This window comes from Flavobacterium ardleyense, from assembly GCF_042686085.1.
In the GTDB taxonomy this organism is placed as follows: Bacteria; Bacteroidota; Bacteroidia; order Flavobacteriales; family Flavobacteriaceae; genus Flavobacterium; species Flavobacterium ardleyense.
Genome location: NZ_JBHUOL010000018.1, coordinates 582474 through 597448, shown reverse-complemented (window position 1 = coordinate 597448; position 14975 = coordinate 582474). Strand labels below are relative to the sequence as shown.

At 31.3% G+C, this 14975-nt stretch carries 16 protein-coding genes; 13 read left to right on the top strand and 3 right to left on the bottom strand.

Annotated elements, in window-relative coordinates; all coding sequences use genetic code 11:
• The first annotated feature begins 11 nt into the window (after positions 1 to 11).
• The 5 genes from menA to ACFSX9_RS12755 all read left to right on the top strand — a co-directional run bounded on the left by menA (position 12) and on the right by ACFSX9_RS12755 (position 5492).
• Complete coding sequence (gene menA / locus ACFSX9_RS12775; protein ID WP_379808250.1) at positions 12 to 899, top strand: 1,4-dihydroxy-2-naphthoate octaprenyltransferase; 888 nt, start codon at positions 12 to 14, stop codon at positions 897 to 899.
• A 23-nt stretch (positions 900 to 922) separates the two neighbouring features.
• Complete coding sequence (locus ACFSX9_RS12770) at positions 923 to 2419, top strand: hypothetical protein (protein WP_379808248.1); 1497 nt, start codon at positions 923 to 925, stop codon at positions 2417 to 2419.
• 17 nt (positions 2420 to 2436) lie between these two features.
• The gene (locus ACFSX9_RS12765) at positions 2437 to 3114 is read left to right on the top strand and encodes a metal-dependent hydrolase (RefSeq protein ID WP_379808246.1); all 678 of its coding nucleotides are present in this window, start codon (positions 2437 to 2439) and stop codon (positions 3112 to 3114) included.
• A gap of 41 nt (positions 3115 to 3155) precedes the next feature.
• A complete protein-coding gene (locus ACFSX9_RS12760) occupies positions 3156 to 4355 on the top strand; it encodes a tetratricopeptide repeat protein (RefSeq protein WP_379808244.1) in 1200 nt (399 codons plus the stop codon).
• Between the two features lie 96 nt (positions 4356 to 4451).
• Positions 4452 to 5492: an o-succinylbenzoate synthase gene (locus ACFSX9_RS12755; protein WP_379808242.1), complete on the top strand. Its 1041-nt coding sequence runs from the start codon at positions 4452 to 4454 to the stop codon at positions 5490 to 5492.
• Positions 5493 to 5567: 75 nt separating this feature from the next.
• Here the strand turns inward: ACFSX9_RS12755 and ACFSX9_RS12750 are convergent, their stop codons facing one another.
• Positions 5568 to 5828, bottom strand: a complete 261-nt coding sequence (locus ACFSX9_RS12750) for a hypothetical protein (protein ID WP_379808240.1) — start codon at positions 5826 to 5828, stop codon at positions 5568 to 5570.
• A gap of 176 nt (positions 5829 to 6004) precedes the next feature.
• Between ACFSX9_RS12750 and miaE the strand changes: the two genes are divergently transcribed.
• On the top strand, positions 6005 to 6586 hold the full coding sequence (gene miaE / locus ACFSX9_RS12745) for a tRNA-(ms[2]io[6]A)-hydroxylase (protein WP_379808239.1): 582 nt from the start codon (positions 6005 to 6007) through the stop codon (positions 6584 to 6586).
• Positions 6587 to 6757: 171 nt separating this feature from the next.
• Here the strand turns inward: miaE and ACFSX9_RS12740 are convergent, their stop codons facing one another.
• Positions 6758 to 7975, bottom strand: a complete 1218-nt coding sequence (locus ACFSX9_RS12740) for a glycosyltransferase (protein ID WP_379808237.1) — start codon at positions 7973 to 7975, stop codon at positions 6758 to 6760.
• A gap of 181 nt (positions 7976 to 8156) precedes the next feature.
• On the opposite strand from ACFSX9_RS12740, the gene ACFSX9_RS12735 reads away from it, so the two are divergent.
• Positions 8157 to 8672: an NUDIX hydrolase gene (locus ACFSX9_RS12735; RefSeq protein ID WP_379808235.1), complete on the top strand. Its 516-nt coding sequence runs from the start codon at positions 8157 to 8159 to the stop codon at positions 8670 to 8672.
• Here the strand turns inward: ACFSX9_RS12735 and ACFSX9_RS12730 are convergent.
• Positions 8669 to 9277, bottom strand: coding sequence for a YkgJ family cysteine cluster protein (locus tag ACFSX9_RS12730; protein WP_379808233.1), 609 nt, complete (start codon positions 9275 to 9277; stop codon positions 8669 to 8671). The genes ACFSX9_RS12735 and ACFSX9_RS12730 overlap by 4 nt on opposite strands.
• A gap of 265 nt (positions 9278 to 9542) precedes the next feature.
• On the opposite strand from ACFSX9_RS12730, the gene ACFSX9_RS12725 reads away from it, so the two are divergent.
• The 6 genes from ACFSX9_RS12725 (at position 9543) to ACFSX9_RS12700 (ending at position 14879) form a co-directional block, all read left to right on the top strand.
• Complete coding sequence (locus ACFSX9_RS12725; protein WP_379808231.1) at positions 9543 to 10526, top strand: hypothetical protein; 984 nt, start codon at positions 9543 to 9545, stop codon at positions 10524 to 10526.
• 369 nt (positions 10527 to 10895) lie between these two features.
• Positions 10896 to 11408 (top strand): hypothetical protein, encoded by a 513-nt coding sequence (locus ACFSX9_RS12720; RefSeq protein WP_379808229.1) that lies wholly within the window; start codon positions 10896 to 10898, stop codon positions 11406 to 11408.
• An 83-nt stretch (positions 11409 to 11491) separates the two neighbouring features.
• Complete coding sequence (locus tag ACFSX9_RS12715; RefSeq protein ID WP_379808227.1) at positions 11492 to 12019, top strand: DUF3592 domain-containing protein; 528 nt, start codon at positions 11492 to 11494, stop codon at positions 12017 to 12019.
• Between the two features lie 146 nt (positions 12020 to 12165).
• Positions 12166 to 12324: a hypothetical protein gene (locus ACFSX9_RS12710; protein ID WP_379808225.1), complete on the top strand. Its 159-nt coding sequence runs from the start codon at positions 12166 to 12168 to the stop codon at positions 12322 to 12324.
• Between the two features lie 573 nt (positions 12325 to 12897).
• Entirely contained in the window at positions 12898 to 13695 is a 798-nt protein-coding gene (locus ACFSX9_RS12705; protein ID WP_379808223.1) for a DUF4261 domain-containing protein, read from the top strand.
• A gap of 176 nt (positions 13696 to 13871) precedes the next feature.
• Positions 13872 to 14879, top strand: coding sequence for a DNA topoisomerase IB (locus ACFSX9_RS12700; protein WP_379808221.1), 1008 nt, complete (start codon positions 13872 to 13874; stop codon positions 14877 to 14879).
• The last annotated feature ends 96 nt before the right edge of the window (positions 14880 to 14975 follow it).

Sequence of the window (14975 nt, the reverse complement as noted above, 5' to 3'; positions counted from 1 at the left end):
ATAAAAAAATTATGAAAAACTGGATTCAAGCCGCACGACTACGAACTTTACCACTTTCTGTTTCAGGAATAATTGTAGGAAGTGCTTTTGCTTATTACCAAGGATTTTCCGATTGGAGAATCGTAGTTTTAGCCCTTTTAACAACTTTAGGTTTACAGATTTTATCTAATTACGCCAATGATTACGGCGACGGAATAAAAGGAACAGATGTAAATAGAATTGGTGAAAAACGATTAGTTGCAGCAGGAGTTGTTTCGGCAGATCAAATGAAAAGAGCCGTTATTGTCACAGCTATAATTACGTTTTTGCTGGCGTTGGCTTTAATTTATATTGCATTTGGAAAGGAAAACTTTGTACTTAGCATGATATTTATTCTACTCGGAGTGGGTTCAATTGGAGCTGCTGTGAAATATACAGTCGGTAAAAGTGCTTATGGTTACAGTGGATTTGGAGATCTTTTTGTATTCATATTCTTCGGATTGGTAAGTGTAATCGGATCAAATTTTTTATTCACTCATTTTATCGAGTGGACTTTATTTCTCCCAGCAATAGCTATTGGATTATTAAGTGTAGCCGTTTTGAATTTAAATAATATGCGTGATATCGAAAATGATAGAGTGGCCGGAAAAAATACATTGGTAGTGAAAATGGGCTTAGAAAAAGCTAAAAAATATCATTTCACTTTAATTTTCACAGCCTTGATTTTATTTGTCTTTTTCAATGGAATGCTTTCTATAAAAATGTACATTTATTTACCAATTATTTTGGTTCTAGCGATGCACTTAAGAACCGTTAAAAAGTCGAAAAAATATGAAGAATTTGACCCAGAGCTCAAAAAAGTCGCGTTAAGCACATTTGCATTGAGTATTTTGTTTGCCGCTAGTTTATATTTATCTTAATTAAAAATCATCAAGAATCAGCCATGAAGAAAATTATTTATATTGCACTACTTTTATCATTTAATTTTGCAATTTCTCAAGTTACAACTCAGTTAAAAGTTTCTGAAAGTGAAGAATTTAAAGATGAAGTTGCAGTAGGTGGAGTTTTAGCTATTCACACCACGGAAAGTGGTAAGACGGGATTAGTAAGAGCAAGTAATAATACTTTTTTACTGGATGTATTCGATAAAGACCTAAAGAAAATATCCACTCAAAATATAAAGAGTTCTAAAAAAGAATCGTTCAACGGATTTGTCAGTTTTGAAAACGAAATTAAGTATATTACCGTTTTAGCACCAAGCAAAAGAGAGCGAATTGTTTTTTGTAATACATTCAATATTGAAAACAAGACGCATGTTCAAAAAGAACTGTTCAAAGCAGATGTAGAAAAAGGAGGCTTGTTTACGGGTAGAAATAAAAGAGGAACTGATGTCGCTATTTCGCCGAATGGGAAGTATATTGCTATTATAACGGACAATATTAAAAAGAATTTAAACTCTTATAATGTGCATGTTTTTGATTCAGAAACACTGAATTTATTGTACCACCAAGCCTATCAAGAAGATAAAGTAAATTACTTTAAACCAATTGATTTGTTTATTGACGATGAAGCAAATGTCTTTGCTCTAGGTAAATTATATAAAGATGGGAAGAAAGAGAAAAAAGGACGTGACGCGAATTATGAATTTATACTGAATAAAATTTCAGAATCAGATAATCAATTCATTAAAATTGGATTAGAGAACGAAAATTTCATCTCTTCATTATCTATTAACTTTTTTGAAAATAAATTAAGCTTGATTGGATTTTATTCTAATACAAGAGAAGGCAACATAAAGGGAGGTTGTAATTTTATTATAAATAGTGCAACATTAGAAATAGCGGGTAAGAAATATACCGAATTGCCTAAAGATGTTTATTTCGATTTATATGGTGATGCAAAAGCAGACCGACATGATAAAAAGAAAAAAGAGCTGAATTCCTTTTACGTAGATTATGTTATAAGAGACAATATGGGTAATGCATTTGTATTGGCTGAAGAGTTTTACGTAACGCAAAGTTATGTTTCTACCGGGCCTAACGGCGGCGGATATTGGACTTCAACTTATCATTACGATGATATTTTAATTTTAAAATTTGATAAAGAAGGCGAAATTACTTGGGGCCGTAGTATATTTAAAAGAGCACTTTATCCATCTTACAACGCGTTTTTAAAAGACAATATGTTACACGTGATTTTAAATTCTGGAAAGAATTTAACCGAAAAAAGTGATGGACGAACGAAAGTTTCGCAAGGCTTCTTCGAATCCTCTTCACTGTATGATTTTACTTATACGCCAGACGGAAAGGTAGAATACAATAAGATTCAAGACAATAAGGGAAATACTGATTACTTACCTTTTTACGGAACTTATAATTTAGGGACGTTTATCATGATGAGTGATGGAAGAAGAAAGAAACAGTTTATGAAATTGCAATAATTTTTAAGTATAATAACATGAAAATAACATTCTACGGACACGCTTGTATTGGAATTGAAGTAAATGACGTGAATATTTTGGTCGATCCATTTATTTCTGGAAATCCGAAGGCTGCTCATATCGATATTAATTCGCTTAAAGCGGATTTTATTTTATTGACTCACGCACATCAAGATCATATTCTAGATGTGGAAACCATTGCAAAGCGAACTGATGCTGTAATCGTTTCCAACTTTGAAATCGCCTCGCATTATGGTGAAAAAGGTTTTAATTTTCATCCAATGAATCACGGCGGAAGTTGGGATTTTGAATTCGGAACCGTGAAATATGTCAATGCAATTCATACTTCTTCTTTTCCAGATGGAAAATACGGTGGGCAACCAGGTGGATTCGTAATTGAAGGAGAACATAAGAATATTTACATTGCGGGCGATACCGCTTTGAGCATGGACATGAAGTTAATTCCGATGCGAACTAAGTTAGATTTAGCCATTTTACCTATTGGAAGTAACTTTACGATGGATGTTGATGATGCTATTTTTGCTTCAGATTTTGTGGAATGCGATAAAGTGCTTGGCTATCATTATGATACTTTCGGATACATTGAAATCAACCACGAAGAAGCCAAACGCAAATTTTTCGACAAAGGAAAAGATTTGATGCTATTAGATATCGGACAAAGTATTGAATTATAATTCTTTGGCATCTAAATTGTAATTATCTTTTAAAAATCAAAATGAAAACATTTTCATACGTAGTTCTTTCCTTATTATTTTCAACATGTTTTTTCGCTCAGAAAACTGATGGGTTTTGGGATAAAGAACGGGCAACTTCAAAAGAAATTAATCTTTCAGCGGGAAAAAGAACGGTAATTAAAGCGGAAGATTTGCCAGTAGGGACAACAGAATTTGTGTACCGAATTACTGTTTTAGACGAAAATCAAAAACTGACTTCAAGTTTGGTTTCGGTGCTAAAAGCAATTCCTGACCCAAGTGGAATTAGCCAAGGAACTGCGGGAGCAATACATTTAACGTCTTCCATAGCGGGAAATGATAAATGTACTTTTGCTTTGTTTCAGGAGGCTAACGTTGCCAAATCATTTTTAAAAGATGGCAAAACAGATAAAGCGTGTTGGGAACAAAAAGAAAAAGTAAATAAAGATGCGAAGTTAATTTCATCTTCTTCATTATGTTTGACAAATTTGCCAAACTTATGGTTTGGTTTTGAAAGCCAAAACTGGGTAATGAATCAGAAGATAGTCTTAGAAGTTGTGCCCTGGGTTGATTATAAAGCGAGTAGAGGCTGGGATAAAAACGCTAAAAATGAATTACTATCGCTTGCTAAAAAACTGCCAGTTGTTTCAAAATTGATCAAAAAAGAGCAATTTTATGCTGTTTTTATTGAAAATATATCTAAAAAATATAATTATCGTGAATTTACTCAATTATTAGCGGTTGAAAGAAATGCAGCACTTGACAGAATTACTGAAGAAAGTTTGAAAAATACGGGTGAATTAAAAGTTCTCTATGATATTATTCGAGATAAATCTTTCTTAGGCTTTCAAAATGGAAAGTATGAAGAAGCGATTACCTTAATTCAAACAGAAATAATCAATAAAAAAAGAGCTACTTCAATTGATTATGGTATCTTAGGGGATTATTATTTGTATTCAAAACAATTTACAAAAGCAGAGGAAGCGTATTTGCAAGGTGCAAAAATGAATCCTTCCGAGATAAATTTTCAACTGAACTTGGCTCATGTTTATCTATTTACTGATAGAATTTCCGAAGCTAAAGTCATTCATAAAAAATATGTTCACGAAAGTTTATTCAATGGAAAAACTTGGACAGAGCAAGTAAAAGTAGATTTTAATTCTTTTGAAAAACATAAATTAGCAACCGATAATTTCAAGAAAATCTTGAGAGTTTTAGATTAATTATTCAAGCGCGAAGGGAAAATGCGAAACCAACAGCATAAACCTTACGCCTTGTTGTCTTCGCGACGAGTTGAACTCGTTGCAAAAAACAAAAATATGAAAGCAAACTACAAAAAGTATTTACTTAATTTTAAGCATCCAAGTGGCACATCAAGAGGTGTAATGACCGAAAAAGAAACATGGTTTTTAATGCTGGAAGAAAATGGAAAAACAGGAATAGGCGAGTGTGGCATTTTGCGCTCACTTTCTGTCGACGATCGACCAGATTATGAAGAGAAATTAAAATGGGTTTGCGACAATATTGACTTAGGAAAAGAAGAACTTTTGGCTGAATTAACTCATTTTCCTTCCATACAATTTGGAGTTGAAACCGCGTTTCTTTCGTTGGTTTCAAAAACTCCGTTTGAGTTATTTCCATCCGACTTTACAAAAGGAACTACAAGCATGTCTATTAATGGTTTGGTCTGGATGGGTGAAGAAGATTTCATGAAGTCCCAAATAGAAGAAAAATTAGAAAGTGGCTTTACTTGCATTAAATTGAAAATTGGAGCAATAGATTTTAAAAGAGAATTAGAATTATTGCGTTTCATACGTCAAAATTTTGATGCTGAAAAAATTGAAATTCGAGTAGACGCAAATGGAGCTTTTAAACCGGATGATGCACTTGAAAAGATGGAACAATTGGCTAAATTTAATTTGCACAGTATTGAGCAACCTATAAAAGCCAATCAGATTTCAAGAATGCGTTTGCTTTGCGAAAATCCGCCAATTCCAATCGCATTGGATGAAGAATTAATCGGGGTTTATGGCATTGAAAATAAAAATGAATTATTAGAAAAAATAAAACCTCAATTTATTATTTTAAAGCCTAGTTTAGTTGGTGGTTTTAGCGGTACTTTAGAATGGATTGCTGCTGCCGAAAAGCTAAGTATTGGTTGGTGGATTACATCAGCCTTGGAAAGTAATATTGGCTTAAATGCAATTACCCAATTTACGTACTCTTTAAATAGTAAATTACCACAGGGATTAGGAACAGGAGGTTTATATACCAATAATGTGGATTGTCCTTTAGAAATTAGCAATGGACAAATTAATTATAATCCATCAAAAAAATGGAATATTAAAAATTTAGAATAGCGAAAAATGCAACTATGAAAATGCCCCAAAAAGTTGAAAACTATTTGGGGCATTTTTTATGGTTTTACGAAAAATTTAGTCTTTCTTTTTACCTGTATTGATATCTATTTCAACATTTTTCTTTTTGTCTTTTGTAGAAATTTCAACACCGTCTTTTCCAACGCTGATTGATGTTCCAGGTTCTTCTTTCACTACTTCTACTGGCTTTGCAGGAACTTCTACTTCTTTCTCTACAACTACAGTTTTTTCAATTACTTCAACTGGTTCTTTCTTATCATTACATGACGCTAAAACTAGAAATGTAATACTTGCGAATGTTAGGGCTATCTTTCTCATAATTTGTTAAGTTTAAATTTATAGGTGCAAGGTAGTTACTTTTGTGTGTTTTGATGTTGTATGATTTTTATTTTTTGTTGTATAATTCAATGATTACTAAATCGCTTCTAAAATCGAGCTTAGGAAATGCGTGATAATATGTCTATTTTTGCCCTTTATAATTTATACTCTTTTTTATGTTACGTTTAAAATTACCAACAGATCCAAGATGGGCTAATATCGCAGAAGGAAATTTAGAAGAAATTCTGACAGATCACGCTTGGTGTGAGTTAAAGGCTACTTCAAATGCTATTATGTTGATAAATATGTTGCCTGAATTTACTGAAATCACAACCGAATTAACCTCGATTGCGAAAGAAGAAATGGACCATTTTGAGCAAGTACACGAAATAATTAAAGCACGTGGTTGGGTTTTAGGACGCGAACGAAAAGACAGTTATGTAAACGACTTATTTAAGTTTATGAAACCCGGCAATCGCAAGCATTTGATTGTAGAGCGAATGCTATTTGCCGCCATGATTGAAGCTAGAAGTTGTGAGCGATTTAAAGTGCTTTCAGACAATATTAAAGATCAAGAATTAGCTGATTTTTATAGAGAACTTATGATTTCTGAAGCAAGTCATTACACCTCATTTTTAAACTTCGCCCATGAATTAGCCGAAGAAGGTTATGATGTAAAAAAACGTTGGGAAGAATGGTTAGAATTTGAAGCAAAAGTAATCCAAAGCTACGGAAAATCAGAAACGATACACGGTTAGGAAGTTTCAGTGGTCAGTCAGTTCTCAGTGATCAGTTTTCAGTAAAAAGTAGTGTTGAGTTTTTGAATGAAAAAATTATTATATTTAGAAATACTCCATTTAAACTGCCAACTGAACACTATTTTTCATCACTTCAAAATTAGACTGCAAACTGCGACTGAAAACTGAAAACTAAAATCTATTCTTCGCTTCAATCCATTTACTCATATACTTCGTGCTCTGTAAACTCTGATGTTGCAAAATTTGTCCCAAGAAATTATGATTGCGATGCGTTTTTATATTTTCAACCAAATCTTCAATTTTAGCAGCAAAATCAGCTTCAAAAAGTTCTTTTTTATAGACTTTTTCTAATATTGTAAAACCGTTTTCTTGAGCGGTTTCCCAAGAATAGTTGTCCGAATATAAAGCAACAGCTTTTTCAATAAAATCAGTATCATTTTCTGAAATATAGCCGTTCCAGGGCAAATCATCGTGCATCGCTTCGGCACCTATTTTTGTGGTAATTGAAGGTAATCCAAATTGCATCGCTTCAAATAATTTCCCTTTTAAACCCGCACCATAAGGAATCGGAGCTAATAATACTTTTGCTTTTGAATAAACGACTGCAACACTTTCGGCTCTTCCTTTGATTAAAAAGCCTTCTTTTTCATTGTGCAGTTGTTTCGCTTTTTCGGTTACATAAGCACCATAAATATGCAATTCAGCTTGCGGAAGTTGTTTTTTAATGGATTTCCAAAGTTTTTTCAGTTGTAAAACGGTTTGCCAATTCGGTTCGTGCAAGAAATTTCCAATACTCACAAAATGCTTCCTTTCTTGAAAATTAGGGATTTCTAGTGGCTTATTTTCGTGTAAAAACGGTAAATAATACAATAACGAAGCATCGATTTTAAACGTTTCAACAGCTAATTCCATTTCAAATTTCGAAATCAATAAAGTCAAATCGCATCTATAAATCGAAGCCAATTCCCGCTTAAAAACATCCGAAATATAATCTTCAAAAACCAACGATCTGTTTTGCTTAAAGGCAACTTCTCGTGCTTTTCTTAAGAAATGTAAATCTTCAGTATCCAGTATTCGCAAGGCATTCGGGCAGTTTTCAAGCACACGCCAACCATATTGCTCTTCCATCATAAAACGGTCAAACAAAACGATGTCCGGATTTAATTGCTTAATTTCTGCATCAAAACTTGCCGCATTTAATTCGATATTTTTTGTAGTTACGGAAAGCGAATCTAAATCGGCCGAAAATTCACCTTTCGATGCCGCAGATAAAAAAGTTACGGCATAATCTTGACGCTGAAATAACGCAATGATTTGCAACATTCTGCTTCCTGCTGCCGTCGATTTTGGTTCTGGCCAAACGCTTCCGATGATTACTAAATGTTTCATAAAGCAAAAGTAAAGTTTTTATCTGACTCTTTTGGGCGTTACCACAAGGGTCGCGTTTTCCGTTGCAATCTTTTTTGTAAAATTGAAAAAATTTCACAAAAAAGGATTTCCACTTCAACCGCTAACGCAACCTTATCTTTCAATCACAATTATTTTTTTACATTTGCTAAAATAATTAGTTATGGATTCTTTTTTTAAACATTGCCCCAATTGCACTTCAACTCATTTTACATTTCCGGATAATATACGTTTTTTGTGTAATGCTTGTGGCTTTGTCTATTATCACAACATTGCTGCTGCTGTTGCCGTAGTTTTTACTTTTGAAGACAAAATTTTATTTGCCGTTCGCAATATTGATCCCGATAAAGGAAAATGGGATTTACCCGGCGGATTCATTGATCCGAATGAAACGGCTGAAGAAGCTGCATGTAGAGAAATTGAAGAAGAACTTGGCGTTATGATCTACTCGAAAGATTTAAAATACATCACCACTTCACCTAATAATTACCTATTTAAAAATGTACCTTATCGCACGCTAGATGTTTTTTACGAATGCGCGTTGCCTTCCGATGCCATCAAAATTAAAGCTGAAGACGAAATTCAGGAATTAATTTGGATACCACGAAGCGAAATCGATCTGGATAAAATCGGATTTAAATCGATAAGAAACGTAATTGAAGCGAACTATTTAGTTTAGGCGCAATTCGTAAATCCATCCGGCATTGGACGGTACGCATAATATTGTAAAACTTCCTCAATAGCTAATTTTAAAGCCTTGTTGATGGGTACAATAATATTTCCTAATTTAAAATCAATTTGAGACAAATTCATGTAATAATCAGTAAAAATCGGAACTGGTAATCCATCATTAATCAATTCTACGGAATGATCGTGATTTTCTTTTTGTCCTTCTTTAATAATTTTACACGTAACCAAACGCAATTTTCCATATTTATCGTTGTTAGCGCCAAAACCAAAAAGACGGCAAATTAACCCACGGTATTTATAGTCGCTACATTTTCCTCGATTTCTATCTAGTAAAGAAATAGGATTGTAAATTGAGCAGATGTTTGAAGTTGTAGTATTTAACTTCTCTAAGACTTTTTCGGCTTCCCCATTTAAAAATAAATGGAAAGCCCATGGTAGGAATTCTAGTGGAGACGCATCAAGCTCAGGGTGATTACAACATTTTCCACAGCCTGCGACGCAACCTAATTTTGTTTGTTTTTGAAATTCAGCTATTTCAACATCTAAATCGTAGAATAATTTCTCTACTAAAACAACACGTTCTTCTATTGTCATTTATTTTTTTTCAAAAGTACTATAAAAATTAATTTGTTGTTAGATTTGATTATGTTTTTTTCTTTTTTTAGGCGCTTCGCACCTGATGAAATTATTATATTTATATTCGCACTGAATTTATAGTTGTAATAAAATGAGGAATAACGGCTTTTTTAGCTATATTTTTACAAAATATCTTAAAAAAATAGTAAATATTTTAGAACTACTTTAGGTTATTCTATATAGAATTGTATTTCTTGTTTACTGCAAAAAATAAATAAATTAAATGAACCTAGAATTTGAAATGTTTCGCAAAGATTATAAAAAATCACTACTAGAATTACTATTTATAGAATACAAAAAACGCTTTTTACTAATTTTTGCACTTGCATTAATTAGTTCGATTGCTTTCACAAAGAACAATTATTTTCAATTGAACATGTTTCTTTTTTGTTTTATGATTGTAAATGTTTTACTTTTTTCGAAAAGTTTTTATAATATATTCAAAACTGATAAATTGGTTAGAAATAATCCATTATATATTGGTGAAAAGTCTATCTCTGTACATAGTGACGGAATAGTTGCCGGAGTCGAAAACCCTATTAAGTACGATTGGAATTTAATAACTAAAATTATAAACTCAAGAAATTATATATTAGTTGGTTTGCAAAATAATACGGTAATCACAATCAAAAAAGCGGGGATAAATGATGCTGATATATCCAAATTTGTTAGTAGTGTAGAAAGCAATATTCAACTTAAAAAAGAAACCAAAGTTATCACAAAAAACCAGAGTATTTATTGGCTGGGAATTGCTGGTTTTATTCCTGCTGTTGGATTAATTATTGGTGGATTTTTAATTCATTTCGGATTCAAAAAGAAAGTGAATAAAATGATATTTATTGGATTAGCAAATATTTTATTTAACATATTAATTATGTTTTTAATTTTTACTAATAACAACAGTAATTTAAAAGATTCAAATAGTGAATTTGAAAACCATTCTTTGAGTGAAGTTGCTAAAGGTTTAGATGGCTTTAAAAGTATAAATGGACATTATCCAGATAGTTTAGTAGAATTGAGAACACAAAATATTTTATTTGATGATAAAGGGATGTTTACTGAGCGCTATTTTTTATTTATGAAGCGATCTATTAAACTCTACTATAAGAAATCAGCAAATGATTACATATTGAAAGCATATGGTGCAGACGAGATTATAAATGCTAGTGACCCTGTTTATCCAGAAACTAAAAAAGATCAGGAATAATTTTTTGAATTTTATAAAATTATAAACATTGTTTAATGTTGTTATTTCATCTAACAAATTTGATACAAGTAAGGTTTTATTAAAAGATACAAATGGTTGGAATCTAATAGAGCGAAAACTACAGAAGCTGGGATTTCAAATGGAGAAATAATTATAGGTTGTACCAGATTAACTAATTATATGTTTGGAAATTCAGTTTCATGCTAGTCAAAATAAATAATTAATAGTAAAGACATTAAACGTCGTTTTATACAATATTCAGATATATTTATTAGAGGTTTTTGTCATTAACAAAATTTTATTACATTTAACTGATTCACAAAAAATAAGTAAATAATAGCTCTACTATATCCTAAGAATCGCTAACTGATGAATAGATTTGAATTAAATAATTTTAAAAATGTATTAATAATTGATGATCGAATATTAATTAGTAATACATTTTATCAGTCTGTTGACGATTTCAAGTATCGTAAAACAAATTCTAGGAGTGATCAACTAAAGAAAATTAGTGAGTTGGTAGAGATTGAATTTCATTCAGTCGGACATATAGTACTCTTGAAATTTAGAGATAAAAAGATAAACTTAGAATTTTATTCTACTGAAAGAATGATGGAATTTTTGGGACTTATACTAAACGATGACTTCAAATTGGTTAGTTCTGAAAAGATAAATTTGACCAAATCAATAATAACGGTACTAATTCCGATAATTGTTTTTTTATTATTACTTTATTTTACAGTCGAAACTTTTAAAATAGATGGAATTAATAAATATTTGATGGTGTTTATAGGTTTGATAAGTGGGATTTTTGTTATCGTAAAAAAGCTATTAAGAAGTAATATAACGAAATATGAAAACATAGGGCAACATCCTATTTAAAACTGAGATACTTTACATTCAAAAAAAAGTGATGTGAGAATCTCAAAATTGACAAGTTTGTAATAATAAAAAAGAGAATGATTATGTTTGAATTAATGTCAGATTATTTTTGGAATGGTTTAATGATTTTAATGGGAGCAATAGCAATAGTTATTTCTTTTTTTACACATAAAAATCAAATGCGAATTAAGAGAAATGGTCGTATGACAGAAGCAACAATTGTATCTATTTCAATTGAAAAAGGACTTGACGATTCACCTCCTTTAGACATCCCAGTTTTTAGATTTACGCACAAAAGTGAAAATGGAGATAAAACGTATCGTGTAAAAGGTAAAAGCAATTCCACCAGTAAAATAGGAGAGGTAACACCTATTTATTACCTTCCTGAGAATCCCGAAAAAGATTATTATTTACCGAAAAAAGATTTTCTCGTCAAGTATGTTATGTTTTTCGTAGGAATGTTCTTTTTTTGTTTGGGTACAATTTATATGATGCAAAGTTTAAATTATCCAACAGAGAACTATTTCCTATATCTTATTCTTAGTTTATTTGGTGGTACTTTTCTGCTATTTATCATTGGACAAATAAGTTATCATATTAATAACAAATAGGTATTTCAAACTTAACAATCATTTAAATAATTGTAAACTGGATTAATTACAGCGAAGTTCGATTGAGTTTTAGTGAAAACGGTTTTATTTTTGCTATAATCATTTTAAGAACCAGCACAATACAACCGTTAAAATTTGAAAAAAGAATGAAACAATTAGCTAATAGTGACGTTTCATTTCTTTTTTATAATCCGATGAATAAAGTTTACCAAGACAAGACCTACTTCTACGATGAAGCGCATTTGCGTACAAATGGAGCAATTATTTTTACCAACGAGCTAATTAAACAATTGAAAGCTAATTAAACAATTGAAAGCTAATTAAATAATAGAATTTATTATCTGTCAGGATTTTTTAATTTGGGCAGATTGTTGCAATAGTTTACTTTTACGACTGTAAAATCGCACTTAGAAATAAATAAATAAAATTCAGTACTCTATTTTATCAGGATTAATCGGTAAATTGGCTTTTGGATTGTATTTTTATTTTACGTTCGAAAAAGATGTAGCGCTTGTTTTTACTATCGTTACTTTTATTTTCTATTTCAAGATGTTTTCTAAAATAGATTATAGTTTCGAGTTTGAAATAATTGATAAAAATTCAGTTTTTGTTCAGGTAAAGTAAGTTGGTTAATTGACGATTTTGCAACAGGTGGTATGATTTATTTAATGAAAGATCAAATTATATTTCAAACGAATAAAAGCAACTTTTTAAAAGGAATCATAAAGTAATTCAACTAAGTGAAATTGAGCAGTTAGTAGCAGAGAAATTTGTAAACAACAAATTGATAAAGCACGTTTTGAAAGTAAGATTTTTGTTCAGTAAACTGATAGCGCGTAAAAGAAAATATTTACAGTAAAAATAATAAAAAACATAAAATGGGATTATTTGACAGATTTAAAAGTAAGAATAAAATTGAAAAGACTCCAGAAAAAAGCAATCTAATTCTTTCAATGCCAATGTTTAATTCGGACGAAAATTACGCACTGGATAAACTTATTCACGACTTGGAATCTTACTGGGATTTGAAAATTTCTGATATTTCAGGAGATGATTCGGTTGCAACATTTAACATTAATGATGAAACGGTAGCTGTCGCAATAATGCCGGTGCCAATTCCTCAAAGCGATTTAGAAGGTATTTTTCAGTATAATTATTTGTGGAAAGATGCGTCAGAAGAATTAAAAGCAATGACTAATCATGCAATTGTGACTGTTTTGTCCAGTGAAACTGATTTTGTGGAGCGCTTTAAAATTGTAACAAAATTAAATGCATCAATTTTAAGAACTACTACAAATTCCATGGGTATTTATCAAGGATCTCAAACGCTCTTGATTCCAAAAAATGTGTATCTTGACTTTGCAGATTTATTACATCAAGATATACTTCCAATTCAATTATGGTTATATATTGGAATAATAAACCAGGAAACTACCAGTAGTGCTTATACCTATGGATTAAAAGAATTTGGCAATTCTGAAATTGAAATTATAAATAGTACAAAGATAGGAAGTGAGTTGTATGATTTTATTCATCTTATTATAGATTATATTATTGGATCAGATGTGGTATTAAAACATGGAGAAACAATTGGATTTTCAGCCGAGCAAAAGATTAAAATAACCAAATCAAAAGCGGTGTATTTAGAAGGTGATTCTTTAAAGTTAGACGTGTAAATTTCTGATTATTAATAAGATGAAAGTAATAATCCGCTTTTTATATAGATTATTTATGCACGAAGATAACGACAGCAAGATAAATTCGCAGCACAATTATATAACATTCTTTAAAAATTATAAAACACACAAATTCACTTTTGTTTTACCTTTAATCAATTAAATAGGAATTGATTATGAAGGATAAAAAAACTACTATAGAAATAAAACATGTTGATGACGAAGCCATGTCAATTCACAAAAGAAAAAAGGGCAGAGGCTATCAATATTTTGATGAAGACGGAAATAAGATCACGGACAAACTATTATTAAGTAGGTTCCGAAGACTTATTATTCCGCCGATGTGGAGCGATGTTTATATTTGCAAATGGGATGACGGCCACATTCAAGCGATTGGAAGAGATGCAAAAGGAAGAAAGCAATACATCTATCATTCGGAATTTGAAAAAGTAAAACAAGAAGAGAAGTTTGCTAAAATGAAAAAATTCGGAAAATCTCTGTCTAAGTTTAGAAGAAAAGTTTTAGAAGATATCGCTACAAAAGAATGGAGTAAGCATAAAATTTTGGCACTTATTATTTTGCTTTTGGATGAAACGGGAATTCGGATTGGCAACAAACAATATGCGAGTCAAAACGGAACCGTTGGACTTACGACTTTACGAAGAAAACACATGACGTTCGATAAAAATCAAGTCGTATTTGAATACAAAGGAAAAAGTAATCAAATGCGTCACGTTGAAATTGATGATGCTCATTTGGCCAAGTTAATTAAGAAATCTTCTGAACTACCAGGTTATGAAATCTTCAGATATAAAGACGATGAAGGACAATTTCACGCAGTGGATAGTGAAGATGTTAATGAATATATTCGTACTTATATGGGAAAAGGCTTTAGTAGTAAAGATTTTAGAACTTGGGTTGCGAGTAGATTGGCGGTTGAACTTTATCCGTATGCAGTAGAAGCTTTAGTGGCAACTAAAAAAAGAAAATTTAGCAACACCTTAATTCGGATGGTTGCTGACGAATTAGGAAATACTCCAACTGTTTGTCGATCGTATTATATTCATCCTAATATCATGCAAAAGATTGAAGAGAAAAGTCTTCCCAATAAATGGCATGAAGATGAAGGTATGAAGCAATTTGAACTTACATCTTCCGAAAAAGAGGTGATGAAACATTTATAAGATGCTTCAAGCTTTTCAATTCTTTTTTAAAATCAGTAGCCTTATTGTATGAAAAATAATTTATGTTTGTGTTCGATTTCTCAAAAGTTGCAATAA